22 protein-coding genes are annotated in these 25,693 nt (G+C 57.4%); 4 read left to right on the forward strand and 18 right to left on the reverse strand.

What is annotated here, in order from left to right:
* Positions 1-8 precede the first annotated feature (8 nt).
* The 6 genes from ACZ5CE_RS08855 to ACZ5CE_RS08880 form a co-directional block, all read right to left on the reverse strand.
* A complete protein-coding gene (locus ACZ5CE_RS08855) occupies positions 9-2,672 on the reverse strand; it encodes a PEP/pyruvate-binding domain-containing protein (RefSeq protein ID WP_464574532.1) in 2,664 nt (887 codons plus the stop codon).
* Positions 2,673-2,676: 4 nt separating this feature from the next.
* Positions 2,677-3,300, reverse strand: coding sequence for a TetR/AcrR family transcriptional regulator (locus tag ACZ5CE_RS08860; protein ID WP_464574533.1), 624 nt, complete (start codon positions 3,298-3,300; stop codon positions 2,677-2,679).
* Between the two features lie 270 nt (positions 3,301-3,570).
* On the reverse strand, positions 3,571-4,479 hold the full coding sequence (locus ACZ5CE_RS08865; RefSeq protein ID WP_464574534.1) for a restriction endonuclease: 909 nt from the start codon (positions 4,477-4,479) through the stop codon (positions 3,571-3,573).
* A gap of 166 nt (positions 4,480-4,645) precedes the next feature.
* The gene (locus tag ACZ5CE_RS08870; RefSeq protein ID WP_464574535.1) at positions 4,646-4,984 is read right to left on the reverse strand and encodes a type II toxin-antitoxin system PemK/MazF family toxin; all 339 of its coding nucleotides are present in this window, start codon (positions 4,982-4,984) and stop codon (positions 4,646-4,648) included.
* Positions 4,969-5,211 (reverse strand): ribbon-helix-helix domain-containing protein, encoded by a 243-nt coding sequence (locus tag ACZ5CE_RS08875; RefSeq protein ID WP_464574536.1) that lies wholly within the window; start codon positions 5,209-5,211, stop codon positions 4,969-4,971. Before ACZ5CE_RS08875 ends, ACZ5CE_RS08870 begins: the two co-directional genes overlap by 16 nt.
* 109 nt (positions 5,212-5,320) lie before the next feature.
* A complete protein-coding gene (locus tag ACZ5CE_RS08880) occupies positions 5,321-5,689 on the reverse strand; it encodes a DUF488 domain-containing protein (protein WP_464574537.1) in 369 nt (122 codons plus the stop codon).
* Between the two features lie 79 nt (positions 5,690-5,768).
* Between ACZ5CE_RS08880 and putA the strand changes: the two genes are divergently transcribed.
* Positions 5,769-8,909, forward strand: a complete 3,141-nt coding sequence (gene putA, locus ACZ5CE_RS08885) for a bifunctional proline dehydrogenase/L-glutamate gamma-semialdehyde dehydrogenase PutA (protein WP_464574538.1) — start codon at positions 5,769-5,771, stop codon at positions 8,907-8,909.
* A gap of 33 nt (positions 8,910-8,942) precedes the next feature.
* Here the strand turns inward: putA and ACZ5CE_RS08890 are convergent, their stop codons facing one another.
* The 6 genes from ACZ5CE_RS08890 to ACZ5CE_RS08915 all read right to left on the reverse strand — a co-directional run bounded on the left by ACZ5CE_RS08890 (position 8,943) and on the right by ACZ5CE_RS08915 (position 14,602).
* Complete coding sequence (locus tag ACZ5CE_RS08890; RefSeq protein WP_464574539.1) at positions 8,943-10,217, reverse strand: hypothetical protein; 1,275 nt, start codon at positions 10,215-10,217, stop codon at positions 8,943-8,945.
* 221 nt (positions 10,218-10,438) lie between these two features.
* Positions 10,439-11,110, reverse strand: a complete 672-nt coding sequence (locus ACZ5CE_RS08895) for a DUF1292 domain-containing protein (RefSeq protein ID WP_464574540.1) — start codon at positions 11,108-11,110, stop codon at positions 10,439-10,441.
* Entirely contained in the window at positions 11,107-11,697 is a 591-nt protein-coding gene (locus ACZ5CE_RS08900; protein WP_464574541.1) for an SCO family protein, read from the reverse strand. The genes ACZ5CE_RS08895 and ACZ5CE_RS08900 overlap by 4 nt, the downstream gene beginning before the upstream one ends.
* A gap of 134 nt (positions 11,698-11,831) precedes the next feature.
* On the reverse strand, positions 11,832-13,157 hold the full coding sequence (locus ACZ5CE_RS08905; RefSeq protein ID WP_464574542.1) for a YncE family protein: 1,326 nt from the start codon (positions 13,155-13,157) through the stop codon (positions 11,832-11,834).
* 260 nt (positions 13,158-13,417) lie between these two features.
* Entirely contained in the window at positions 13,418-13,849 is a 432-nt protein-coding gene (locus ACZ5CE_RS08910; RefSeq protein WP_464574543.1) for a hypothetical protein, read from the reverse strand.
* A gap of 534 nt (positions 13,850-14,383) precedes the next feature.
* A complete protein-coding gene (locus ACZ5CE_RS08915) occupies positions 14,384-14,602 on the reverse strand; it encodes a hypothetical protein (protein ID WP_464574544.1) in 219 nt (72 codons plus the stop codon).
* A gap of 29 nt (positions 14,603-14,631) precedes the next feature.
* Here ACZ5CE_RS08915 and ACZ5CE_RS08920 point away from each other — a divergent pair, with 29 nt between their 5' ends.
* Positions 14,632-15,534: a c-type cytochrome gene (locus ACZ5CE_RS08920; RefSeq protein WP_464574545.1), complete on the forward strand. Its 903-nt coding sequence runs from the start codon at positions 14,632-14,634 to the stop codon at positions 15,532-15,534.
* An 85-nt stretch (positions 15,535-15,619) separates the two neighbouring features.
* Entirely contained in the window at positions 15,620-16,054 is a 435-nt protein-coding gene (locus ACZ5CE_RS08925) for a LapA family protein (RefSeq protein ID WP_464574546.1), read from the forward strand.
* Positions 16,055-16,321: 267 nt separating this feature from the next.
* Here the strand turns inward: ACZ5CE_RS08925 and ACZ5CE_RS08930 are convergent, their stop codons facing one another.
* A complete protein-coding gene (locus ACZ5CE_RS08930) occupies positions 16,322-16,813 on the reverse strand; it encodes a hypothetical protein (protein ID WP_464574547.1) in 492 nt (163 codons plus the stop codon).
* A gap of 283 nt (positions 16,814-17,096) precedes the next feature.
* On the opposite strand from ACZ5CE_RS08930, the gene ACZ5CE_RS08935 reads away from it, so the two are divergent.
* On the forward strand, positions 17,097-18,377 hold the full coding sequence (locus ACZ5CE_RS08935) for a PA0069 family radical SAM protein (protein ID WP_464574548.1): 1,281 nt from the start codon (positions 17,097-17,099) through the stop codon (positions 18,375-18,377).
* Positions 18,378-18,916: 539 nt separating this feature from the next.
* Here ACZ5CE_RS08935 and ACZ5CE_RS08940 read toward each other — a convergent pair.
* The 5 genes from ACZ5CE_RS08940 to dnaQ are packed head-to-tail and all read right to left on the reverse strand — an operon-like array spanning position 18,917 to position 25,666.
* The gene (locus ACZ5CE_RS08940; protein ID WP_464574549.1) at positions 18,917-19,243 is read right to left on the reverse strand and encodes a P-II family nitrogen regulator; all 327 of its coding nucleotides are present in this window, start codon (positions 19,241-19,243) and stop codon (positions 18,917-18,919) included.
* Between the two features lie 9 nt (positions 19,244-19,252).
* Positions 19,253-22,318 (reverse strand): efflux RND transporter permease subunit, encoded by a 3,066-nt coding sequence (locus ACZ5CE_RS08945; RefSeq protein WP_464574551.1) that lies wholly within the window; start codon positions 22,316-22,318, stop codon positions 19,253-19,255.
* Positions 22,315-23,496, reverse strand: coding sequence for an efflux RND transporter periplasmic adaptor subunit (locus ACZ5CE_RS08950; protein ID WP_464574552.1), 1,182 nt, complete (start codon positions 23,494-23,496; stop codon positions 22,315-22,317). The genes ACZ5CE_RS08945 and ACZ5CE_RS08950 overlap by 4 nt, the downstream gene beginning before the upstream one ends.
* A 42-nt stretch (positions 23,497-23,538) precedes the next feature.
* The gene (locus ACZ5CE_RS08955; RefSeq protein WP_464574553.1) at positions 23,539-24,903 is read right to left on the reverse strand and encodes a TolC family protein; all 1,365 of its coding nucleotides are present in this window, start codon (positions 24,901-24,903) and stop codon (positions 23,539-23,541) included.
* 31 nt (positions 24,904-24,934) lie between these two features.
* Positions 24,935-25,666: a DNA polymerase III subunit epsilon gene (gene dnaQ / locus ACZ5CE_RS08960; RefSeq protein WP_464574554.1), complete on the reverse strand. Its 732-nt coding sequence runs from the start codon at positions 25,664-25,666 to the stop codon at positions 24,935-24,937.
* Positions 25,667-25,693 lie beyond the last annotated feature (27 nt).

Consider the following 25,693-nt stretch of genomic DNA (forward strand, 5'->3'; position numbering starts at 1 on the left):
TGTCACATTCAAACAGGTACTGCTGGCAAAAGCTGCTGCTCTCCGAATAATGTCACTTCCCCGTTCCTGCCATCGACCTCCACCAGGTCCCCATCCTTGAGTATTGCAAGGATGCCTGGCAGATTGACCACCGCCGGAATGGCGAATTCACGTGCGACGATTGCGCCGTGGGAGAGATAGCCACCGGTTTCGACCACCAATCCGCCCGCACTGAGAAAAAGTGGTGTCCATCCGGGGTCGGTAGAGCGGGCGACGAGAATATCGCCCGGCTGCAGCTTGTGCCCTTGGGAAGGGTGCTTCAGGACACACGCCCGGCCCCTGGCACAGCCGGTGCCGGTGGGTATGCCCTTGTAGCGCCGTGCACGGCTTGCGTCCACATAGGCTGCGTTGCCGGCATCGCGAGCATTGGCGGCATTATCGACCGGCTGCGGCGCATCCTGCGCCGCTTGCCTTGCTGGCGCCTCGACCACAAGATCCGGCGGCGTTTCGCGCGACCATTGCGCAAACAGCCTGTTTCTCTCCGCCACGCGGGCTTTAATGCCAGTCGCCGGGATATCCCCGTCAAGGGCGCGCAGAATTTCCGAGAGCATGAGCTGAAAAATATCCTCTTCCCGCGCCAGCGCCCCTTGCCCCGTCAGATAGCGCCCGGCGGCCAGCAAAGCCTGGCGTTCCGGTTCCATGTAGGCGGAGAGAGCGCTGCGGGCAGCCTCCCGCTGATTGCATTCCTCGCGTGCGGTTTTTGCCAGATGCAGGATAAATGCGCGTTTCCAGAACGGAACTCCTTTGCTGATCCGCGCCATCGCCTCTTCCACGGCGGCTTGCTGTCGTGACCGCATTGCGCCATCGTCGACCTCGGCCAACTGCGTCAGCAACGAATCCAGATGTTCCGGCATCTCCCGCCAGCGCGGATTGCGAAAATAGGTTTCGTATATTCCGCGATGGCCGTAGCGCTCCAGGAAATCATCGTAAGCGCGCTGAAACCGATGGTTTTCCCCAGACACCAGGTCAGCGCCCGAATCCGGGGAGTCAGGGGAATTACTACCCTCATGCAATACCTTCAATACGTTTGACCGCAGCCGGGCCAGCGCCATCAGGTCGTAGCCCTGGCGCGCGGTGACGCTCGGCTCGCCGCCGGCCAGCAGGGCGGCCGCCAGCGCATGGCCTTCACCGGGAAAGCATTTATCCAAATGTTCCACCAGCATGGACAACGCCGCGCCACTCGAACCCTGCAGGAAAAATAGATCCACCGCTCCCCTGCCCGCATGAAACCGGCGAATAATCTCGGCCTTCAGGCCCGCTGCATTTTCAGGAAGTGGCTGCGTTCGCCACTGCGCCGCCTGGGTCATTGCCCGCTGGACGGCTTGCATCCCCTTGCGGCGGCGCGCTGGCGAACGCAGCATATAACGCATCAATCTCAGCAAGCGCGCCAGCCGGTCGCTAACCGTTTGCAGCGGTATCGCGATTTCCGGCTGCTGGCCTCCGACCAGCGCATTCACCGCTTTGGGAAGCACGCCCAATGCATCGAAACATTCCCACTGCAGCAAGGAAAGTTCCAGGTAAAGCCGCCCTCCGAAAAGACCGGCCCGCTGCGCGCCCGGCAGCACCGGGTATTCCGCCATCGTGTATCCCTGTGTAAGCAGCCCATTGACCAGCTTGCGCGAATTGCTCCAGTCGATCGCCGACAATGGGTCCGGCACCACCTCACAGGTGTTTCCGCGCGTCCAGTAGGCGGGCTGGTCCTGCAGCGCGGCATAGGTGTAGCGGGGCCTTGCCGTAACCGGCCGCGCCTGGGTCAGCCAGAAACACTCTCCATCCCATACCCACTCCAGGTCATGAAAAGGATGGCTGAAATCCAATGCCACCGAGGCGTCATGCACCAGCTCAGCCAACTGAGAGGCCTGTGAAGGGGAAAGCACGAAATTCCCTGCTTCAGCCGCGGAGGTGGCAACCATTTCCGTTCCACCATCCGGCCGGGCAAGGGCCTTGACCAGCTTGCCGCCCTTGCCCTGCTCCAGCAGTGCCCAGTGGTCGTCGAGTGCATCTTGCGCAAATATATATTCATCCCCCGCCGCCTGTCCGCCGACCAGCGATTCCCCCAATCCCCAATGTGCATGGATGACGATCCTGTCGTCACGGCCGCTAGCCGGGTCACAGGTGAAGGCGATACCGGAAGCTATTGCCGGCAACAGCGGCATGACGATCACCGCCATTGCCGGCACCGCGCCGGGCTGGTCCGGATTCAGCTTGCGACGATACGCCACCGCGGCGGGAGAATGCAGCGAGGCATATACTTCGGAAATCGCCTTCCGAAGCTGGTCGAACCCGCGCACATTCAGGCAGGAACGGTAAATCCCAGCAAATGAAGCCCTGGTGGAGTCCTCGCCCAAGGCGGAAGAACGCACAGCCAACGGCTGGTCCAGCCAGCCGCGGGAACCCAGCGCCTGGCGCAACGCTTCCACCCTCTCCACTGAAACCTCATCCGCCATATCCTCGCCTTGAGTGCCGCCCTGAAATGCACCTTGAGGGAGAGCCGTCACCTTGATCACCAACCCGTCGGGCACGGGCAGGCCCAGTTGCCAGAGCCGCGCCAGTTGCCAGGCCTTGCCGCCGACCGCCGCAGCGTCTGCCTTCAACACGCCAGCCCAGTCGAACATCTCGCTGGAAATAGTCATTCTCCTACCTTGGCTTCAGCCCGAGCAGGAACAGATCAAGCATTTGCGAAAATTCCTCCCTCAGCGAGAGATTCTCATGCAGCAGCCAGCGCAGCAGTGCCGCGAGGTAGAGAAATTCCAGGTAACTGGCCAATATGGCGGGCTCTTGTATGGCGCGGAATTCTCCCGCTGTCTGCCCTTTAACGATAAAACGGCCAAAGATGTTTTCCAGGCCGCTGCGCGCGCTGATATCCAGCTTGCGCGGTTCACTCAATCGGAACTGTATATAAGGCAACAGATATTTGCGATGCGCTTGCGCCCAGTCGGCGCTGCGTTCCAGGAAAACCCGCAGCTGATCTGCGTAAGCCGGCAGAGGGCCAATCTCAGCCAGGATTGCAGGGGAATTCTTTTCCAGTTCACGATGGAAGCGGTGCCGCAATAACGCCTCCTTTGCGGGGAAGTACTTGTAGAGCGTACCTTTCGCCACATCGGCAGCCTCGGCAATGCGTTCCATGGTCACCGCCGCATAACCCTCGCGTTCGAATAGCTCCCATGCCGTATCAGCCAGGGTGTCGAGCAGTTTGAGGCGCTTGCGCTCGCGGCGGCCGACCTCGCCCGTTTCAAGGCTCCGTAAAGCAGTTTCATCCATGTTTCTTCCCCGACCGCTCAGATCACCACTAATTGAAATTAATTATACATTGTTAATTATTGTACGTTGTATATTATTATGACGCAGGGGATTTTGCTATCTGCGAGAAGCTGGTGATAAATTACCGGGATTTGAGAGAGAAGGCGGGGGAATCTTTGGAGAGCCTGAATATTTTTGTCGGATTACGCTAATTTGACCCGAACTTGGATCCGCTATTGATTGTGATCTCGACAGAAGAGGAAATCGGCGCCATGATGCGCAATAGCAACATTAAACCGACGGAGCATAAAAGAAGATCGGCCTGAGTGGCAGAAAATTTTTATCTTCATCGGTAAGCTTGGCATAAAACTCTTGCCATAAGGTAATGAAGCGATCCAGGTCTATGAGTTCGACATGGACATGCGATCCGCGGGCGGTAGTCTTCGCATCAGGCGTAAAACCGCTGGAGGAAACGAAAATTCCCACGTCCCCGTCTTTTTGCAGCAATCCCATCAGTTGACGAACCTCATGCACGCTTGCGGAAACCTCCCTATGCTTGATCTGAACCTTGATCCTCGGCGACATGGTGCCCAGTGGATCGCGGTATGCTATGACATCCACTCCACCATCCTTGCCTTTCGGCGCTACAAAAGGCGTGTAATAGCCCATCCCACGTAACAATGCAGCAATCAGGTCTTGAAACTCGTATGCATTCTTGAGATTGATCTGCTTTTTCAATCCCTCGATGGCTAACTGCTCGATCTCATGAATGGTGGCCTCTTGCTCCTGTTGGCCCTGTTGTTCTTCGGCTACCGTGATATCTCCATCTTTTGATTCCACCGGTTGATTTTCATCCCGCCACTTTTTGTACGCGCTATTCGCGGCGCCGAGAAGACCCACCGGACCGAGCTGTAAAGCATTCTCTCCTTCAGGTGTCAGATACCATACCCCGCTCTTCTTGATGAGAAACCCGGCTTTGATACAGTCGATACTGAAGAAATGGAGAATGGACTGCCATCTCACATAACCCGATTTCTCATAAGTAGCTCTTGCCCAATCATCGAGCGGAACGCGTTTCTCCACTTCCGCAACTACAACGCGGCCTGGCGCTTCTCCACCTTTATCCCTAAGGATTTGTAGTGCTGCGAAAATTACGTTTGCCGCCAATTCCCTGGAACGGGATAGTTTGATTTGTGCCATTCTTTCCCTTGTAATACCCATCCATAAACCAGGTATGCTTTGGAACAGGACTCTTGAAAATTCAGGGCTATAAAACCTTTTGTCGGATTACGCTACGCTAACTCATGGATCTGCCCGAACTTAGAACAAGCTTCGGAAATCTCCATAACCAAAAATGCTATTCGTATCACGCACCAATAATTTCATTCAGCCCCTCGATTATTCGAGCAAGCTGTTCGGGAGAGACTTTCCCCGTTTTCTTTCCGATACGTTCGACGGCCAGTGTCCTGATTTGGCTGATCTTGACCCATGACCTCTTCGTCCCTTCAGCACTTTCCAATTCAAATGTTAGCGGAAACCCTGCTCGCTGAGCTTGGGTGGTTAGCGCCACGGCAATAACAGTGCCCGAACGCTCATTGAAGATATCCTGGCTAAGAATAAGCACAGGCCTTAGCCCTGCCTGTTCCCGGCCACGTACGGGATTCAGGTCGGCCCAGCGAATCTCGCCTCTCAATATTCGGGCCATGCCGCCAGGTCCTCGGAAAGACCTTCCTCAGCGAGCTTCCGTTCGAAAACCGGGTCCAGCTTGGCGCATTCCGTCGCGAGACGATTTTTCTCAAGGCGTTCAAGCTTCTCTTCCATCGCTTCCTGAATAGCTCGGCTGCGGTTTGGAAAAACATGCAAGCCGATCAGGCGGTCCACTTTCTTCAGAGTTTTTTCTTCAAGGGTAATGGCTATTTTTGCTTTACTCATGACGCACCTCCTAGTATGACGATATATCATACTGAATATTATTTAGGAATGAAACTGGAGCACCCCTCTCCGTCGTCGGGTTACGCTGTGCTAACACGGCCTCCCCGGCTTATTTATCGCCAAGGATCAAGTCTCTCAATGCCACCGCATTGTTGTGTTCTTCGTCGTGTGCCGAATACACCAGCGTGACCGTGCCTTCGCGCGCCAGGGCGCGAAGCTGCTCCAGTTGATCCGCATGCTCATCCACCTCTTTGGCATAGCGCTCGCGAAACTCATCCCAGCGGGCGGGGTCATGGCCGAACCATTTGCGCAACCCCGTACTGGGAGAAAGTTCCTTCATCCACTGGTCTATGGCCGCGTCCTCTTTTTTCACCCCGCGCGGCCATAGCCTGTCGACCAGTATCCGGGCGCCATCCGCGGCTTCCGGTTGTTCGTAGGCGCGTTTCAGCTTGATGTTGCCGGCTTTGATTGTGCTCATGGTCAGACTCCCCTGATTATCGGATGATCGAACATGCGTTCGACGGTAACTTCCTTGCGAAAATGCTATCTTAATCCTTATGGATTCCTCATTTCACCCTCCTTTTGCAGCCGACCATCTCCATGACGAAACCGCCTGCGTGGATATCCTGCTTTCCGCCCTTGAATGGGACAGGCAGGGTGGATGGGATGGCGCCCGCGTGCAGCGGGTGCGGCTTCAGTCGGAAAGCTTCATTCACCACATTCGTGGCCACAAGTGCGGGCTGGGCGATATTGAAACGGTGCTTGCGCAATATCCGCTGAATAGCCCGGAAGGCCTGGCGCTGATGACCCTGGCCGAGGCCCTGCTGCGGATACCCGACGCCGCCACCGCAGATGCGCTGATCGCGGAAAAGGTCGCCGCGGCGAAGTGGAAAACGAGAGGCAAGGCGGGGGGCATGTTGAGGCTGGCCGGCATCGGCATGCGCCTGGCGCGGCGGGTGCTGAGGGATGCGCCCGGCGATTTCGAACGCACCCTGATCCGCAAGGGCATGGAAGAGGCGATCGGTCGCATCGGGCAGCAGTTCGTGCTGGGCGAAGATATCGGCGGCGCACTTTGCGCTGGAAAAAAATGGGAACGCCGGGGATACCACCTGTCTTATGACATGCTGGGCGAAGGGGCGCGTACCACCGCGGATGCCGACAGGTATTTCGAAAGGTACCTGGAGGCGGCGGAAAGCATCGGTGCGGCAAAGGATACCAAGGCAAACCCAGGCATATCGGTCAAGCTGTCCGCGCTTCACCCGCGTTACGTGTGGACTCAACGGGACCGGTGCGTGCCGGAGATCGTGGAGCGGCTGGGCCAACTCTGCCGCAAGGCTGCGGCATATGATATTTCGCTGACGGTCGATGCCGAAGAGGCGGAGCGGCTGGAAATATCCTGGGAGATCATTTCCGCCGTCGCCATGCTGCCGGACCTGAGGGAGTGGAATGGCTTCGGGCTTGCCATACAGGCTTACGACAAGCGCTGTTTCCGGCTGATCGACGCCATAGGCAATCTGGCCGCCGAGGCCGGGCGGAAGATGCGGGTGCGCCTGGTGAAAGGCGCCTACTGGGATACGGAAATCAAGCGTGCCCAGGTTGCGGGGCTGCCCGACTACCCCGTCTTTACGCGCAAGGCCAACACCGATCTCTCCTATCTGGCGGCGGCGCAGAAGCTCCTGGCGCTGCGCGACCGCATCCACCCGATGTTCGGCACGCACAACGCCCTTACCGTCGCTGCCGTGCTGGATATGGCGGGAATCGGGAGAGATCGGACAGAAAATGACGAGAAGGCATGGGACTTCGAATTCCAGCGTCTGCACGGCATGGGTGAAGCACTGCATGAAAAGGTGCTGGCCGACTGCGGCGTTCCTGTCACCATTTATGCACCGGTGGGCCGATATGAGGACCTGCTGCCCTACCTGATCCGCCGCATGCTGGAAAATGGCGCAAACACCTCTTTCGTGCATCAGATCGGCGAAAGCAGGGATACAGCCGGACAGGCCATGGCGTTTACAGCACTGGAAGATCCGGTAGAAAAAGCGGCCAAAGCTCACCCGCGCCGCAACTCCCGGATTCCCTTGCCCAGGGATCTGTATGGGACGATGCGCAGGAATTCGGCGGGAATCGATTTTTCTGTGGAAACGGCAAGAACCGGTTTTCTGGCTCAGATCCCACCCTCCCCTTCATGGCGCAACCTCACGGTGACGCCTCTCATCAACGGAAAAACCCGGCATTGGGGACATCCCGGCGAGACCAGGCACGAGCACCTTAGCCCCTGCGATACGCGGGAAACAATCGCACAGGTATGGAATTCCGAACCGGACGATATCGAGGCGGCGTTTGCGGCAGCGCGCGAAGGATGCGGAATCTGGCGGGCAACGCCTGCCGTGGAACGCGCTGCGGCATTGCGCCGCGCGGCAGACCTGATCGAACGCGATGGGCCGCACCTCGCGGGGCTGCTGCAATACGAAGGCGGGAAAACGCTGCTCGATGCCTTTAGTGAAGTGCGCGAAGCCGCCGACTTCTGCCGATACTATGCCGCCGAAGGCAAGCGCCTGTTCGAAGAAGCGGGGCTGACCCTGCCAGGTCCCGCGGGCGAAAAGAATCGCCTGGTGATGGAGGCGCGCGGTACTTTCGCATGCATCAGCCCATGGAATTTTCCCCTGGCGATTTTTCTAGGCCAGATCGCCGCCGCCCTGATGGCAGGGAACAGCGTCATTGCAAAACCTGCCGAGCAGACCCCGGTGATCGCCTTCGTGGCGGTGCGCCTGCTGCTGGAAGCCGGCATTCCGCCCGCCGCCATTGCGCTGCTGCCGGGAAACGGGCATGTCGGCGCGGCACTCATCGCCCACGCCGGCGTGGATGGCGTGGCGTTCACCGGCTCGGTGGAAGTGGCGCGCCTCATCAATCGGGCGCTGGCGGCAAAAGACGGCCCCATCGTTCCCTTTATCGCTGAGACTGGCGGCCAGAATGCCATGCTGGTGGATTCAAGCGCCCTGCCGGAACAGGTCGTGGATGACGTGATGCTCAGTGCTTTCGGCTCGGCCGGGCAGCGCTGTTCCGCCCTGCGCGTGCTTTATGTCCAGGAAGAAATCGCCGGCCGGGTGATGGAGCTGTTGCGCGGCGCATTGCAGGAACTGCACATCGGAGACCCGCGCCGAATCTCGACCGACATCGGCCCGGTTATCGATGCCGCCGCGCTCGAATCGCTCGCCCGCCATGTGGAGCGGCTCAAAGGCTTCGGCAATCTGATCGGGCAGGCGCCCCTGCCCGCGGGAACAGGGCTGGCGGGATGGTATATCGCACCGGCAGCGTATGAAATCGACTGCATTTCCCGCCTGCCCGGAGAAGTGTTCGGCCCCATCCTGCACGTCATCCGCTATGCGGCCAAAGACCGTATCCGCATCATCCGGGAGGTCAATGGAACCGGATACGGCCTCACCTGCGGAATCCACAGCCGCCTGCAACAGGAAGCCGCGAAAATAGCGCAGCAGGTGGAAACAGGCAACGTCTATATCAATCGCAGCATGATTGGCGCCGTGGTCGGCGTTCAGCCGTTCGGAGGCCGGGGTCTTTCGGGAACCGGACCCAAAGCGGGCGGACCCCATTACCTGCAACGCTTTGCCAATGAAAAAACCATAACGGTCAATACCGCCGCCGTGGGGGGGGATGTCACACTGCTGAATACATCTGCATGATAAAAAGTGAAAAGGGTACGAAAAATGTGCCTGCTACATCTGCAACTGGAAGGAAAATTTGAAAACATCCGCTTTTCCACCAGCCGCATCGGGCGAATAGTCCGCGCCCTTGGTGCGAAGATCGCCGTGCTGATAATAGGCCGCTATTCGCGCATTGAAGCCATCGATGACATAATTCACGCCCCCCTCGATTTCCTCTCGTTTGCTGCTATGGTCGGGTTGAATACTGGTGTATCTTCCATAGGGCTGGAGTTTGCCGATACCGATCATGACAGGAACTAGATAAAGACCGGTAACTGTCCATGATTTTCCATCGAATATGCAAAAGCAATCCGGGTCGGCGAAGGCCAGGGGAGAATAATTGGCATAAAATTGCTTGTATTCCGCGTTGATCGTTGCCACGCCCATGTTTTTGGGAAGGACTTTTTCAAGCACCGCATCCCCTACGAGGCCCAGGAAATCGCTGCGGTGCGCGAATGAACCTGCCCCCTCTTTCTGGTACGAAGCGCCGACCGCCAGTGCAAGGATATCGCCAGCGTTGCCAAAATAAGTACCGCGAGTGTAATAGCCCGGATTTTTTTCCGGGTTCCAGAAATTGTAAGTGAGACGCCCTGCCCACGATATGCTGTTTCCCTGGTTTGGCCCCTTCTGCATGGGAGTGGAAGACTGCAACCCCCTGTATATGCCCCCTGCATAACCGAGCGTACCCCTCACGAAGCCAGGCTCGATATTTCCCCAAAAGGTGACGCCATCGTCATGTCCGTAACGGCCGGCGCCGCCACTGCCAAATTTTGTGCTGAAATCCTGTGGAAAAAAAGGCGTCTTGAAGGCATCGTGGGTGGACTGGTGGAATGGACCGCTCAGTTCACCGCGTTCCGTGGGTATCTGCATGCGCCCGCCCCAGATATTGATGAAACGGTTGATCTCGACCTTGCCTATCGCGGCCAGGATGTTATAGGACATCCTGGGATTATCGTTCGGATGGGTGTTATTGCAAAAAATACAGTCGGTGTAGCTTTCGAATTTGATATACCTATGGATCTGCCCATTGAGAAAGACGCGGGCGTTGTCGATCCGGAAGGTATTATGAAAATTGCCGGTTTCCGGGTTTTCCGCCCATACGCCTGAGCCGCGGAAACCGGCGCCGAGCGTAAACCACTTGGTTTCATCGATAGTCCACCGGGGTTTGGTATTCGCATGCCCCAGGCCGTTCAGCGCATGGACTTCGGAAGCAGTAGCCAGCATCCCCGTGACCAGGCTTGCCAGTATCAAGGCGCGGACGGGGGACCGGTTTTTTTCCTTGCTCATGCCAAACCCCCGTATTGACGAATCTGTCGATCTCCTGTGCTCTTTCATCGGTTTCCGCAACGATCTTCTGTCAGTCATGATGATGTCTCTCCCAAAGAATCGGTGGTGAAGGGAATTTGCCCACTAATGCCGTTCGCATATCATGTGTCGAGTTGAATCCGGCATTGACCGCCCTTGGCTCTCATCCCAGGCTGCACGGGCCTCGGGGAACGGGACGACGCTTATTTCGCGATCGGATTCTGTTGCAGGGAAAATGAACCGGAGTAGGGAGCGCCAGCGGAAGGAAACCGTCCAGCCCGTCCCGGCGCGCAGAGCTTATTGAGCAGCGCGATGGCGGAAATCCGTTTTTCCTCGCGGCCTTTTCTCGCCCAATCATGTATTTCACCAATTGTCAGCGTATTTCCACGGATATCCGCCTTGACGGTATACGCATCGAAACTGAAATCGCTGCCGAAATCCATCCACTCGACAGGGATGCTGAATTCTCCGCCGTGCAATATGTGTTTGGCGCTGAACCCCGGATGCAGTCCCTTTTCGTCAGCTTTATCGAATGTTTGCGGCAATCTCCGATCTTCTGGCTGGAGCAGCCCCTCGTAGATCAGGCCATCTCCCTTCGGCTGGTTTATCGGGATAAGGAGAATATGCGCGCGTTCTCCGGATACCTGCAGAAGCAGATAATCGCCATCGTCCCCGTCTATCCTCTCTCCCCTGGTCTTGACCTGGAATACCACCTGACCATCCCCGGAAATGGCGGTTGTCACGCGCAGAATATCAAGTTCCGGAAGCAGGGCTTTATCCATGGACGATATGATGGTTCGGGGATCAGCATCGATCTGCATGGCCCATGGACTCCCGGCAGCAATCAGGAACAACAGTGCCGGCACCCATCTCATGATTTGAAGAGGCTCCTGTTTTCCTTCATCATCCTGGTGATGCTCTGCGCATCCTGCAATACATCGAATATCACCCGCATTTTCCCTTCCGGGTCGATCAGGAATGCCGAAGTGCTGTGGTCAACCTGGTAATGAAGGTGGTTGCCGGCATTCTTCGCATAGAAAATAGCCTCCACGCCGAACGCGGCCTTGAAGCGCTCCAGCGCCTCGCCTTCGAAGCGAAGATAGCCAATGTCGGGGCCGAAGCTTTTCGTGTATCTGGACAAGATGGCATCGGTATCCCTGTCCGGATCCACGGTTACGAATATCCCATTCAGATTGATTCGCTCAGCCGCGGCGGCGTTGACCAGCATCGCCGTATTGGCAAGTGACATGGGACATACATCCTTGCAGTGCGTGAATCCAAAAACCAGCAGTTGCCATTGATTGCCATCGCCCGCGCGTACCTGCTTCAAATGCGCCATCGTTTCAGCCCGCAAAGCTACCGGACGCTGCAAGACAACCGGTGCCGCCATGATTTCGGCGAAGAAAAAAACAGATAGCATGACAGCGGCGTGAAAAAGGCAACGCATCGTTCCATGTTTCATTTTTGAAGTCCTTTGTGTCCCTTTCTATTGAATGGAATGTCCGGATTGGTGCCGTCCGAGCCGGCCCATCCCCGCCGCGGCGGGATTTAACCGCGGAGGAAAAACGGATGAGTCGGATGAAGATAAGGAGAGAATCAGCGAAGGCTGCCCGCGCTGAATATGCCATGCGGCTTCACAAGGCCGTCGCTCGGTCCCCACACCTTGGTGACGGTATCGGTCGCGGTGTCGATTTTGAGCACATATCCGGAAACCCAGCTTGCCACCATCAGATAGCGGTTATCCGGAGTCGGGCTGATTGTGTGCGCGACGGTATAGCCGTTCGGCAATCCGGATCCCGGCTTGAGCCTCTTTATGAATCTGGGCTTGGTGCGATCGGTCAGATCAAATATCGATATATAACCGTCATTCGCGAACGTGTAGTCCAGCGTATCCTCTTCTGCGATATAGAGCTTGCCGTTCACAACGGCAATATCCGATGCCGAGCGGAATACTCCGTTGTCGTTTGCGCTATAGGCGGTCTCGACGATTTTCTTCGCGGTTCCTTCCAGCGTATCGAGCAGCCAGACGCTGGGCGGAATGATGGAACTGGTGCTCGATGGCGTAAGGGAAGTCTTGTCGAATTGCATCGAGGCGGTTACCGCATAGCGCTCGTCCAGCCAGTACACGAAATGGGTGAATGCCGCATGCTTCTTCTCATCTCCCAGCATGATCTGGCCGACGGCGTGCAGCTCTCCGGTTTCCCTGTTGGACCGGTAGACGTCGATCACGCTGTTGTCAAAAAAATAGCCCGTGCCCAGACCAACGGTGCCGGACTTGTTGAAATTGACGCCGTGCGTCTGCTCCGTATATCCCGGTATGACGATAGGATCCACGCTCGCGAGCTGATTCGTTTTATGATTGACCACGCGCACCCTGTCCGATGTGAACTCGGTGAAATAGAGAAAATCCGAGTATGGCAACAACGTGGGGCCATGTATCTGGGTGCCTCGCCCGATCAGCCAGTTGGGAACCGCCTGGTTACGGTTGGTAGGCTGGACGAAAGGCAGTTCGCCGGGTTTGTTGGGGGTATCCGCCGCTATCAACGAATCCAGCGACAGTGAAGCCGTTCCCGCATCCCAGTTGATATTGTCGACATTCAGGGCGATGATGTACGATGGATGATCCTGGGTATTGTCCGACGTGATGTATATCCTGTTTCCCTCTGGCATGACCACCGTATGCTGCAGCGGAACGTCCCCCGGCCAGCCGTGGATGCTGGCTGGATCCACGATGATCAATTTGTCCCGCTCGTAGTTGAACAGATAGATCATGGCGGTGTGGTAATCGATGGCGGTGGCTATGGGTTGAATATAGTTGTTGTAAACAGTCGGATAATCATAAAGCGGCAGTGGCGGCTGGGCATTTGCGCCGCCCGCGCCGGTGGATAGCGCCAGGATGCATGCTGCAACCAGTTGAAGCATTCGCAATATTCTTTTAATCGAAAACATATGAATCCCCTGAAAAATTGAAAATAAAAAGTATTGATGGTGTTATGGATGCATCAATGACAACTGCTTGAAAGAACCCGCCATGGGCGGCTTCCTGACGGGAACCGCGCCATGCTGGCTTCTGTTCGCTAACGAACCCTTTTCAACCCGGATCATGTTCCTGCCGCAGCCGATTTGCGTTTTCGATGCCTCGCTTTCGGCCTGACGCGGACAGGACCTGGTGGATGCAATGATCAAAGGCCCTTTGATGATTTGTGCTCCCGGATCTCCGCCCTGTGCGGGGTCACATCGCCGGCATAGGAGTACTCGCGCGTATCGGGAGGGGTTATCCGATTCTTCTGGGCAGGACTTCCTGATATCCTGCGTGTTTCCTCCGGTTTCACGCTTTCATGGCCGGTATCCCCATTGCTTTTGGCCATCCGTTGCGCTTCTGGCGTGTACACTGTGTTGTCCGCGACGGCTGCCCAAACTTCATGCGCCTCATGCGTGGAATTGCGCGCTATCCTGCGTGTTTCCTCCAGCCCTGAAGACTTCCATCCACCATTCGCATGCTCTTCTCTCAACCTTTGTTCCCGTTCAAAATAGGATTCCTGCGCGCTCGCTCCGGTTGCGCCGAGGAGGCCAGCAATGGCTGCGATCAAAAATGTGCGATATCTGATATTCATGGGATTTTCCTCTCTATAAAAAAACAGCATGCATTGAATTACCAGGCGTTCCTCAGCAAATAAATCTATTTGTCATATAATAGACCTGACAGGCACCGAATACGGTTTTTGCAGGCGTCGTCATGAAGGTTCCGGCAATACGGGCCCCTATGCCAGGACCGAGCCTGGCGGAGACGGAAAGCTTCCGCCTTATCCGTTTTTTAAGCTATTGTTTTTATTTCGAAACGTGGTGTTTCGTCGAGGTCGGCAGGCTTCAGGATAAAACCTGCCTGGTGAGGGTTCTCTATGCAAAAGAGATTTTTGTGTGGACTTGGCGTCGAACTCCGGTTCAGGCCGTCCAAATCATCAGAACACATGACAAGCATCGCATACTCATGTTACATGCATATGAAATCACGCTATTCCAATTAAAACATGTTTTAATGCCAACCAGATTATTCCGTGGCGCGATGTGAATGCAATTCGATTGCTCCTGCATGTTCAAAGGTATTCTCTGAATCATTGAACCGGGCATGGAACGCTGTCGAGCCTGGATTATGACAAAAACATATCTCTGGCGCTGGTGGTGATGGTGATGGTGATGGTGATGGTGATGATGATGGTGATGATGGCGATTGCGGGGAATGCCTGAATCCGCATGCTTTGCCGAAATGGCGCCCCGGCGGCCTGCGCTTGATCATCCGTGCGATAACGGGCAATGTTGCGTTTCTGGATGCGCTTTCCGCTTACGGAAAGCGGGACATGCAGGGGCACGGATAAATGAACGGAAAAAGGGAAATGCCATGAACACAGGAATATCGCGAATTCCACTCATTCTCCTGCTGCTCTACGGCTTACCCGCCCAGGCCGCCCAGTCCTCCCCGCCCGCGCCTGCTCCCGCATCCGCGCCGGCCTCCGTGCAGGATGGCGGGAATATCGAATTCATGGATAACAGCCAGATCGTGAAGGTACTGTCGCTCGGCGACCTGGAGGCTATCGCGCCACCCCTCTCGTTGCAGGTCTTCGAACCGCACGAAGGCGGGAAACATGTTTACCGGGTGCTTCCGGCCCGGTCTGTATTCGATGCGGTTTTCGGGAATAAGTGGAAAGAAGCGAAGGAGATTGTATTCCTGTCCAGCGACGGATACCGGGCCAGCGTCCCCGTGGCAAAGTTTGCCGAACACGAAGCCTTCCTGGCTTTCGCGCATGACGATGGCAGGCCCTTCATGATGGTCAATACGCTGCAAAACAACGAACTGGTACAACTGGGACCGCTTTACCTGGTATGGGACAACGTGAATTCGGAAGCGCTGCTCGAATCCGGCGCATCGGACATGCCCTACCAGATCAGGGCTGTGGAGCTCAAATCCGGCGATTCCTTCCCGAAAATGACCCCACCTCAGGATGCATCCTCACAGGCGCGACGCGGGTTCGTCCATTTCCGGAAATACTGTTCGGCATGCCACGCCATCAATGGCGAGGGCGGAACCAAAGGGCCGGAACTCAATTTTCCGGTCAGCGTGACAGAGTATATCCAGTCTGGCTACCTGAAGCGCTGGATCGAGAATCCGCAGAGCATCCGGTACAATACGACGATGCCGGGTCTGGGCAAGGAAATACCCCGGCGCGAACAGGTCATCGAGGAGCTCATCGCTTATCTGAAAGCCATGAGTATTGCCAAATACGACCCTGCAGGCGTACCCTGATCCATCGCGGGATATCCGCATGCCGGAGTCCGCTATTCTCTATTCTAAGAAAGGAGCCGCGCTCCGCCAAAACAGGAAATTGCTCATGCGCGACAGGAAGCACGAAGACAACCAGGGCCGGGGGACAAGCATGCAGCTTTTGTTAATACTGGGCATCGCCGTCGCCATCGCCGCAGTGGCCTTTGCTCTGCAGAACAATATGACTGTGACCGTCACCCTGGGCCTGTGGAGCTTCGACAGCTCGCTCGCCATGGTATTGCTGCTCGCGATGGCGGTCGGGGCAGCTATCGCGTTGCTGGTTTCCTGGCCGGGAATGATCAAAAGGCTGTGGTCAAGTTCTCAATTGCGGCGCAAGGTGAACAAGCTGGAAGCGGACAAGGCCGAACTGGAGCAGCGCGTGGCCAGGCTCAAGGAAGAGCTTGCACGAGTCAGCCCCGAGCCGCTGCCGGAAGAACCTCCGCCTCATCTTGACCTGAAATCGCTGTTTCTCGGCAACAACGGCGAAAAACCAAAGGAATGAGATCGCCGGACCAGGATTGCGGCACATGATCCCAAATCCGGTAGTTGCCCGCTTTTTTATTTTCCATTCCAAGTTTTAAATCTATCGGCTTAGCCGGTCAGCTTTAGCCTGGGTGGATGGGTGGATGGGTGGATGGGTGGATGGGTGGAGCAAAGCGTAACTCATCATTTTCCTGGCGCTGAGTATATGTTTTTTGATGGGTTGCGTTTCACTCCACCCATTCTGCAGTTGCTGCCGGATTCAGGATAATCCGTATGGGACACGGAGCTATTGCCCACCGGCGCTGCTCCTCGTCAGTTCCATGAGCTGATCGAACAGAGCCCGCCGCTGCTCGCCCAGTTCCGCATAACGTGAATACAGGCGATTCAAGTCCTGGCCATATTGCTGAATGCGTTCCTGGCGCTCTCTCAGCAGCCGCACCTGATCATCGTAGCTGACCGGTGGATTGCCGCTCAGGCCGCCGCTGGCGTAGGGCATGATCGAGGTCATGTTTGCCCCCTGGATGACCTGTGGATTGTTATCCTGTATCTCGTTGCGCCGCAACTCCTGCGTCATCTGGAATTGCTGGTACACCGCCTGCCGCTCCTGGTCCACCTGCTTCAGCACCATCTCCAGTTCTGCGATCCTTGGATCGGCGGGCGGGCGCTCCATCGGAGCACGCGCTGGACGGACATCTTTCGGATAGGAGGTGTTTTGAGCGCAAGCCTGGCCGGCCAGGCTTGCGCTCAATAACAGGACGGCAAAAGTTGTCAGCTTCATGATGATTTCCCCCATCAACCGTAGCATATCGCGAGCCCATCATGCGCGTCGCCGCCTTTCGCGCATCCCACCCCGCAAAGCCGCCGCCAGCCGGGATTGGCTCAGCGCTTCCTTGATCATCCTGCTGTGAACCCGCCGCAATGTCAAGCATCGGCCAGAGAGCCAGCCATTGCGCCACATTCCCTGGAAAATGGCTGAAGGCAGCTGAGCTCCCGGTCCCGGTTTCCTTCGCTTGCCTGCCATGGTAACGTCACGAATGCAGATATATAGCAACGAACCCGACATGTCTGACGACGATCCCACTATCGAATCCCCAGCCTTCATCCCGCGGCCCCTGAAAGCCCGCAAGGGCCGTGGTGCCGTTTCCAACCTGCAAGGGCGGTATGAGGCGCTGGCACGTGAAGCGGTGGATGACGGCTGGTCCGCACTGGAAGCAGCGCATCCGCCCGGTGATCCCAGCCATGCCCGAGGCGACGCAGAACCAGGGGCAAGCGGAGCAAGCGGACGAGAACAGGAAGATACACAGCCCGCAGCTCTGAAGACAGAAGTCATCGAGGAACGCGCTAAAACCATATTGACTCGCAACCGGTCTCCCGACGTACCTTTCAGCATTTCGCTCAACCCTTATCGCGGCTGCGAGCATGGCTGCATCTACTGCTTTGCCCGGCCCACGCACAGCTACCTTGGCCTGTCGCCGGGACTGGATTTCGAGAGCAAAATTTACGCAAAAATCAATGCCCCGGAGCTCCTGCGGCAGGAACTGGCCAAAAAATCCTATATTCCCGAACCGATCGCCCTTGGCGTGAATACCGATGCCTACCAGCCCTGCGAGCGCGAGCTGCGGCTGACGCGCCGCGTGCTCGAAGTGCTGCACGAGTGCGGGCATCCGGTCGCGCTGATCACCAAATCATCGCTGATCGAACGCGACATCGACCTGCTGCGCGACATGGCGGCAAAGCGGCTGGTCGCCGCGGCGGTCACGATCACCACGCTGGACCATTCCATTTCCCGGACGCTGGAACCGCGTGCCGCAGCGCCGGCACGCCGCCTGCGCGTGATCCGCACGCTGACCGATGCAGGGATTCCCGTGGGGATCAGCGTCGCCCCGGTAATTCCCTTTATCACCGAACCCGAACTGGAAAAAGTGCTGGCGGCAGCGGCAGAAGCCGGGGCGGTCAGCGCTGGCTATGTCGTATTGCGGCTGCCATGGGAAGTCAGCCCGCTATTCCAGCAGTGGCTGGAGGCGCACTTTCCGGAGCGGGCGCAACGTGTCATGAACCGGGTGCGCGAAATGCGTGGCGGCAAGGATTACGATGCCTCGTTTGGGAGGCGCATGCACGGTGAGGGTGTCTGGGCGGACATGATACGCCAGCGCTTCGAAAAATGTGTGGCGCGGATCGGCCTCAATGTGCGCCAAGACCGCTTCGCCGCGCTCGATGTCTCGCATTTTAGCCCTCCGCTATTCCGGCCGGTAGTGGGACCGGTACCGGCCGGAGCAGCTTTTCCCGCCGGGCGTGGAGGCCGCAAGGCCGCGAAGACGGATGGGCAAATCGAATTGTTCTGAATGGTTCTGATCTGGCATGGCCCCAGCTCCGCGGGTGGAAAGAACCGGCATGCGGAAAACGATCCGGTTGTCATGCAATTGACTTCATCCGGGGCCTGCAAATGTAAGGAGTCCTAGGGAAGCGCTGAATAAATCCTCGCTGAGCGCGTTGCTGGTAAAATCGGGATGATCATAAGACGCGCGACGCAGGTCGTAGCCGGGACTACGATGCCAAGGAGCGCAACGCAGTGAGCGCCCGATTTTATCACAACCCTTATGGGGTGGGGTTTTGCGAGCGGCCTGCCTTGTCAGGCCCCTGGCGAAGGAGCGCCCCGGAGCGTCGCCCGAGGGGCCCCGCAGAGCGGGGATCGGGCAGCGGAGGGGATGCTTCGACCGCACCACAGTTTTGTTGGGGCGCAGGCATCCCGCTACGGGGTCGCATCTTCCTTTCGGAAGACACTGCTTTGCCCTGCGCGGTCGCACCATTCGCGTCGTCGCCTTTCGCGCACCCCATCCCGCAAAGCCACCGCCGCGCCAGCGGAGATCTATTCAGCGCTTCCCTAAGTACACTCCTTCCCTCGTTCGCCGGTACTGATACGCGCGCTTTCGACCACATCGAGAACATATATCTTGCCCGCGCCGTGCTGATGCGTATTGGCTACGACCATGATTTCATTGACAATGCGCTCCACCAGATCATCGGAGGCAAAAATCTCTATGCGCTTTTTTGGCACATAGGGCGAAAAATCCCGGCCAACGATGAACTTGACTCGCCCGAAGCCTTCGCAGTCGGTCACGCTCATGCCGGGGAAATCAGGTATCTCAAGCAGTGTCTGCGTAACCTTCAGCAGCATGAAAGGCTCGATATAAGCGCGGATCTCTTTCATCGAGAGGCCTCAGGAGGGTGGATTCTCAAATTTACGGTAGAGGGCGGGAAGCATGGTCAGGACCAGCAGCGTCGCAGTGACCAGCCCGCCGATGATCACCACGGCAAAGGGTTTGACCGTTTCCGATCCCACGCTGGTGGATAGCGCCGCGGGCAGCAATCCCAGCATTGCCATCAGGGCCGTCATCACCACGGGACGCAGCCGGCTGACGGAACCTTGCATGATGGCGTCTTCGAGCGGAACGCCTTCGCGCCTGAGTAAATTGATCTGGGATAGCAGGATTACGCCATTTTGCACCGCGATGCCGAACAGCGCAATGAATCCCACCGCCGCTGAAACGCTCAGGTGGATGCCGGTCAGCAGCAGCGCTACCAATCCCCCTATCAGCGAAAATGGAACATTCATGACGATCAGGGAGGCATTCCTGATCGAGCGGAATGCCCAGAACAGTAGCACGAAAATCAGGATAAAACTAACGGGGACAATAAAGTAAAGCCGCTTCATCGCGCGTTCCTGATTTTCGAACTGGCCACTCCAGACCATCCTGTAGCCCGGTTGCAGATGCACCTGCCGGCCGATCTTTTTCTGCGCCTCAGCCACGAAACTCCCCTGGTCGCGTCCTATCAGATTGCATTTGATCGCGATGCGCCGCATGTTGTTTTCGCGGCTGATGCGCGAAGCCCCCTGGGTCAGGCTGATGTCCGCCAGGTCGGCCAGCGGAATGCGGCTCCCGTTGGCGGACAGCACGGTGATATCCTCGATGGCCGCAACCGAATCGCGCGCCGAGCTGATGAGCCGTACCGAAACGTCGAAACGGCGTTCGCCTTCCAGCATTTGCGTCGCGGCCTTACCTCCGACCGCCATGGCGATCACATCTTCCACATCCGCCACATTGATCCCGTGGCGCGCAACCTTTTCCCGGTTGATGGAAATCACCAGTTGCGCCAGTCCGGCCTGCTGTTCGGCAGCCACGTCGGTGGCCCCCTTCATGGAGCGCAGGATACCCGTGATCTGGTCGGCTTTCTCCTGAAGAATATCCAGGTCTTCGCCAAATATCTTGATGGCAATTTCACCCTTCACCCCGGAAATGGCTTCTTCCACATTATCCTGGATCACCTGGGAAAAATTGAACTGCAGCCCGGGAAATGCCTCCAGGCGCCTCTGCATGGCCTCGACAAGCTCGTCCTTGCTGCGATAACGCCAGGTGTTCTTCGGCTTGAGATCGATGAGCACTTCCAGGTTGTTGAAACCCTTGGGGTCAGTACCATCCTCGGGACGTCCCAATTGCGTCAGTATCGACTTCGCCTCGCGGAATTCGAGCAGTCGGGCACGCACTTCCTTTTCCAGATCCTTGGCCTTGCTCAGGGAAATCGGGGTAGGCAGGGTAATGGTCAGCCAGACGTTGCCCTCGTCCAGTTTGGGCATGAATTCCGTGCCTATCAACGGAAAGGAAGCCAGAGACAAAGCCAACATCAGGCCCGCACCCAGGAACAGCCTGCGAGGGTGGCGCAGCACGGCTTCCAGCAGCGCGTGGTAACGCTGTTCCATGGCCTGCACGAGGGGGTTGTGCGATTCGGTCAGCCGCGGCCCCACCAGATAGCTCAGCAGCACGGGAATCAGGGTCAGGCTGATGAGCAGTGAACCGAGCAAGGCAAACGTGAGTGTAAAGGCCATTGGAGAAAAAATTTTTTCTTCGACGCGCTGAAAGGTAAAAATAGGCAGGAAAGCAATAATCAGAATGGCCTTGGAAAACAGTATGGGCCGCGCCATCTCCACGGTGGTCATGAGCATGGATTGGCGCATGTGCGCCACGGGTGCCTGCTGCCGCATTGCCAGCGTGATCTTCACCATAATCGCCTCCACCAGCACCACGGCGCTATCCACGATGATGCCGAAGTCGATCGCTCCAAGGGAAATCAGGTTGGCGGAGACATGCATCGCATCGATCATGATGAATGCAAACAATAGCGACAGCGGAATGACGATGATGACTATCGCCGAGGCCCATACGCGGCGGAGAAAAACAAGCAACACCACCAGAATGAGCACGGCACCTTCCACCATGTTCTTCTCGACCGTCTGCACGGTGTGCTGTATCAATTCCGTGCGGTCGTATATCGGCACGATGCTGACCCCGCGGGGCAAGCCATGGCTATTGAGGTAGTCGATTTTTTCCTTTACGCCATTCAGCACTTCCATGGCATTCCTGCCCTTGATAAGCAGGACGATGCCCTGGACCACGTCATCGGCCTCGTTGTAGCCGACAATGCCGATACGTGGCTGTGGGCCTATCGTCACCTCGGCAATATTCCTGACGAAGATCGGAACATCGTCCCGGCTGGCAACGACAATATTTCCGATTTCGTCTTCGGATTTCAGCAAACCTGTCCCGCGCACCATCAGCGCCTCATGGCCATAATCCAGGTATCCGCCGCCGATATTGGCGTTATTCATGGCAATGGCCCGGTAAACGTCCGGAAGGGTCAGCTTGTAATTCCTCAGCCTGACTGGATCGACCTGCACCTGGTATTGCTTGACGCCTCCGCCAAAGGCAACCACGTCGGCCACCCCCTGGACGGACCGCAGGGTCCGCTCGATCTCCCAGTCCTGCAGGGCCCGCTGTTCCACCAGGGGGACGCCAGGAGCCTCGATGCGGTATCGGAAAATTTCGCCGATACCGGTCGTCAGGGGTCCCAGCATGGGCTTGACGTCTCCCGGCAGGCTGACGCTCTTCAAGCGCTCCAGCACCTGCTGCCGCGAGAAATAATCCTCGGCATCGTCATCGAATATCAGGGTGACCACGGACAGTCCGAAAATGGACACCGAACGCATATTGATCATATGCGGGAGACCGTTCATTTCTTTCTCGATCGGCAGGCTGATCAGTTTCTCCACTTCTTCCGGAGCCTGGCCTGGGTATTGGGTCACCACCTGTACGAATACATTCTGGACATCGGGAAAAGCCTGGACAGGGAGGCGTTCGAAAGAAACGATGCCGAAGGCGGCCAGCAATAACGACGTGCTGATGATCAACAGGCGCTGCTGCAGGCAGAAAGCAATGATTCTATGGATCATCGTGCGCTTTCGCCACTTTGCTGCTCCGTATCCTGCTCGGTACGCAACAGCAGCGCACCTCCCACCACCAACCGCTCACCCGGCTTCAACCCATCCAGAACCACCGCCCGGTCCCTGAAACGCGGGCCCAGAGTGACCTGTCGCTTCTGATAATGGTAATCGCCGATATTCACATAGACCCAATCGGATTCATGTTCGGGAAATATCGCGGTAAGCGGCACGACAATGGCCAGATCGTTCGCTTCGCTTTGTACCATGACGCTGGCGAACATGGCGGGCAACAGCTTGTTCCCCACATTGGGCAACACACACCGGACTTTTACGGTGCGCGTGGCTTCATCCACCACCTGGCTGATGTAATTGACGGTGGCGGAAAAATTTTCTCCCTTGTACGCGGCAACCCGCAGCGTGACCGTCGCGCCAGTGCGAATCTGCCCGATATCCTTCTCGAAAATATCCATTTGCAGCCATAGCTGATCCAGGTTCGAAATGACGAACAGCGGCTCCGCCAGATCGGGGCGTATTTCCATGCCGGGATTGATATTGCGCTCGGTGACGATCCCCGAAAGCGGCGCATGCAGGATGAAGCGGTTGTCGGTACGCCGGGCGCGAGCTCCCAGGTTGGCCAGCTTCAGACGCGCCCGTTCCGCCTCGCTGCGCGCGCGCACCAGCGCATCTTCCGCCTGTTCCCGCTCCTTGCGCGAGGAAATGCCATTATCATACAACTCCTGCACGCGGTCGAAAGCGCGGCTGGCGAGATTCAGGTCTGATGCAGCATTCGCATAGTCCGACTGCGCCTGGCCCAGCTCCGGGCTATCCAGCTCGACCAGCGCATCGCCCTTCCGGACGGATTGGCCCAGTGCGGCAATGCCGCCAATGACACGCCCCGCGATCGGCGAGGACACGCGCGCGGTCCGGGTCTCGTCATAAGTGATCTTGCCCGTCACGGCGTCCAGAATCGGGCGCTGCACCAGTTCGATGGCGACATCTTTTATGAAGTCGCGCTTGGGGGAATCCGAGGGAAGAACGACCTCATCCCTGGGGTGGATGGGAGCGGCGGGCACCTGTCCGCCATCCTGGCGCTGGCACGCCAGCAGCGACAGGCCCAATAACCCCGTGGCAATATACCGGGCGATGAGCCGGCTCCTCCCCGTTCGTTTTGCCAGGATCGAACTCATTGGTTCACGCGGGAATGGCAGCGGGCATCATGGTGCAGGCAGTTAACCATCGCGGCGTCTCGCGCCACGCAGCGAATTCCTGGTTTCCTCTCCATAGGCCATCAGCAAATCCGCCCACGCCTTGCTCCGGTTGGCCAGGGCATTGTAATAATCCAGCATTATCGCCCGGTAGCTGCGCTGCGCATCGATCAGATCGAGAACGCCGATCGCCCCTTTCTGATAGGCAAGCTCCTGTGCCGAGCGCAATTTCTCGATCCGCTTGATTACCGATGTTTCAAAACGCCGCGCTATTGCATCCGCGCTTTGCCAGGCCGCCAAAGCCTTCAGCACTTCCGTCCTTACCCCCTGTTCGGCCTGCGCCAGCGCCAGCTCGGTAGTGGTGACTCCCACGCGAGCCTTGGAAATCTCGCCTTTTTGCTGATAAAACAGCGGAATGGGCAAGCTGATCCCCACGCCTGCGGTATCCGGGAAGAAATTGCCGGCATCGTGGTCGTAGAACGCGCTGACAGTCACGTCGGGAATGACCTGCCGCTGCGCCAGGGTCAGCATTTTCCTGGCCTGGGCAATGCGCACCCTTGCGGCTTTCATATCCGGCCGGCTTTCCAGCGCCCGCTCGACCAGCCGCTCCTGCCCGGCCATCGCGATCTCCGGAGCTGCTTCGGGCCAGGCTTCGACAGCGGCGATATCCATGCTGTTTGCCGGCCAGCCCAGTAACAGCAGCAGATCCGCCCGCGCCTGGTCCAGGGCTGCGCGAGCCTGATCCTGGTCACCCTGTATCTTCAGGCTTTCGACCTCGATACGAATGAAATCGATGGCCGCGACATCTCCCAGCTTGAGCCTGAGTTCATTGACCCGGAGGATTTCCCGGTATCGTTCGAGGTTATCACCGGCTACCTGGAGGGTTTTCTGTGCGAGCAAAAGACTATAATAGCTGCGCCGCACGGTATTGGTGAGGACGCGCGCAACATCGACCACATCGAAGTTGACCGCCTCGGTGGCCAGTTCGCTGCTTTCTATGCGCAACCGCCGCTTGCCGGCAGTCTCGATGAGCTGCTGTATCTGCGGCGTCACCGCAGGCAGCGCCTGGCCACGAGCCTCCGGCCGCCAGATTCTCGGGCTCAGTTCATGCACGGTCAGGCTGAATACCGGATTCGGTATTGCCGCTGAAATGATCTCTTCCGCGTGCGCGTTATCGATATTGAGGCTTGACGCAATCAGCGCGAGATTACGCTGGTAAAAAAGCGCTATGGCTTCTTTTTCGGTAAGCGAGACATGCGGCGCAAACGAGATCGCATCTTCCGCCCGCAACGGCGTCCCCCACAAAGCCAGCAGTAAACATAGCGGAAATACCCCAACCCGCTGCCACGGCACAGCCCCGAGAAATTTCAGCACATCGATATCGTTCACCAACTCGCGGCGATGCTCTTTTTATTGCGTGCTAGCCAATTTCCGGTCCCGCGGTCTGCTCAACCGGTTCCAACCTCTTCCAGATGCACTTGCCCCCGCTTTCGCGCTCGATCATCTCCAGCTGCTGCGCGTGTGCTTCGAGCTCTTCCGCAGTCGCTGTCACGACTGCCAGTTTCACCTCACGCAGGGCAAGCGCTGTCGCGGCGTCGAGCGGCTCCGCCGCCTCCAGTTCCATCAGCAAGCTGTCCTGGCCGCGCGTCATGGCAAGATAGACCTCCGCCAATAGCTCCGCATCGAGCAAGGCGCCATGGAGCGTGCGCCGCGTATTATCCACCTCGTAGCGCTCGCATAGTGCATCGAGATTATTTCTCTTGCCCGGATGCAGTTCCTTGGCGATCTTCAGGGTATCGGTCACGGAATGGCAATATTCGGCGAGCGGCTGCAGTTCGGCCCGCACCAGCTCGTGATCGAGAAAGGCGACGTCGAACGCTGCATTGTGCATGATCAGCTCCGCGCCCGCGATGAATTCGAGAAACTCTTGCGCCACTTCACGGAACTTGCGCTTATCCTGCAAAAACTCTGCATCGAGGCCATGCACCTGCAACGCGCCTTCCTCGATATCCCGCTCGGGATTCAGATAGTAGTGAAAACGGCGGCCGGTCAATCCCCGGCTGTGCATCTCGACCGCCGCGATTTCTATCACGCGATGTCCGAGTTTGGGCTCCAGGCCGGTCGTTTCCGTATCGATAAATATCTGTCGCATGTTCCTTCAGCCACCCTCAATCTGCCG

The sequence above is a fragment of the Nitrosospira sp. TNL200 genome (assembly GCF_055386305.1).

What these genes read in the sequence shown, in the direction of transcription:
- ACZ5CE_RS08900 (WP_464574541.1), bottom strand. Translation starts at nt 11,697, where the DNA reads ATGAAACATGGAACGATGCGTTGCCTTTTTCACGCCGCTGTCATGCTA.
- ACZ5CE_RS08870 (WP_464574535.1), bottom strand. Translation starts at nt 4,984, where the DNA reads ATGGCCCGAATATTGAGAGGCGAGATTCGCTGGGCCGACCTGAATCCC.
- ACZ5CE_RS08875 (WP_464574536.1), bottom strand. Translation starts at nt 5,211, where the DNA reads ATGAGTAAAGCAAAAATAGCCATTACCCTTGAAGAAAAAACTCTGAAG.
- dnaQ (WP_464574554.1), bottom strand. Translation starts at nt 25,666, where the DNA reads ATGCGACAGATATTTATCGATACGGAAACGACCGGCCTGGAGCCCAAA.
- putA (WP_464574538.1), top strand. Translation starts at nt 5,769, where the DNA reads ATGGATTCCTCATTTCACCCTCCTTTTGCAGCCGACCATCTCCATGAC.
- ACZ5CE_RS08910 (WP_464574543.1), bottom strand. Translation starts at nt 13,849, where the DNA reads ATGAATATCAGATATCGCACATTTTTGATCGCAGCCATTGCTGGCCTC.
- ACZ5CE_RS08930 (WP_464574547.1), bottom strand. Translation starts at nt 16,813, where the DNA reads ATGAAGCTGACAACTTTTGCCGTCCTGTTATTGAGCGCAAGCCTGGCC.
- ACZ5CE_RS08925 (WP_464574546.1), top strand. Translation starts at nt 15,620, where the DNA reads ATGCGCGACAGGAAGCACGAAGACAACCAGGGCCGGGGGACAAGCATG.
- ACZ5CE_RS08940 (WP_464574549.1), bottom strand. Translation starts at nt 19,243, where the DNA reads ATGAAAGAGATCCGCGCTTATATCGAGCCTTTCATGCTGCTGAAGGTT.
- ACZ5CE_RS08920 (WP_464574545.1), top strand. Translation starts at nt 14,632, where the DNA reads ATGAACACAGGAATATCGCGAATTCCACTCATTCTCCTGCTGCTCTAC.
- ACZ5CE_RS08860 (WP_464574533.1), bottom strand. Translation starts at nt 3,300, where the DNA reads ATGGATGAAACTGCTTTACGGAGCCTTGAAACGGGCGAGGTCGGCCGC.
- ACZ5CE_RS08880 (WP_464574537.1), bottom strand. Translation starts at nt 5,689, where the DNA reads ATGAGCACAATCAAAGCCGGCAACATCAAGCTGAAACGCGCCTACGAA.
- ACZ5CE_RS08890 (WP_464574539.1), bottom strand. Translation starts at nt 10,217, where the DNA reads ATGAGCAAGGAAAAAAACCGGTCCCCCGTCCGCGCCTTGATACTGGCA.
- ACZ5CE_RS08895 (WP_464574540.1), bottom strand. Translation starts at nt 11,110, where the DNA reads ATGAGATGGGTGCCGGCACTGTTGTTCCTGATTGCTGCCGGGAGTCCA.
- ACZ5CE_RS08865 (WP_464574534.1), bottom strand. Translation starts at nt 4,479, where the DNA reads ATGGCACAAATCAAACTATCCCGTTCCAGGGAATTGGCGGCAAACGTA.
- ACZ5CE_RS08905 (WP_464574542.1), bottom strand. Translation starts at nt 13,157, where the DNA reads ATGCTTCAACTGGTTGCAGCATGCATCCTGGCGCTATCCACCGGCGCG.
- ACZ5CE_RS08855 (WP_464574532.1), bottom strand. Translation starts at nt 2,672, where the DNA reads ATGACTATTTCCAGCGAGATGTTCGACTGGGCTGGCGTGTTGAAGGCA.
- ACZ5CE_RS08935 (WP_464574548.1), top strand. Translation starts at nt 17,097, where the DNA reads ATGTCTGACGACGATCCCACTATCGAATCCCCAGCCTTCATCCCGCGG.
- ACZ5CE_RS08945 (WP_464574551.1), bottom strand. Translation starts at nt 22,318, where the DNA reads ATGATCCATAGAATCATTGCTTTCTGCCTGCAGCAGCGCCTGTTGATC.
- ACZ5CE_RS08950 (WP_464574552.1), bottom strand. Translation starts at nt 23,496, where the DNA reads ATGAGTTCGATCCTGGCAAAACGAACGGGGAGGAGCCGGCTCATCGCC.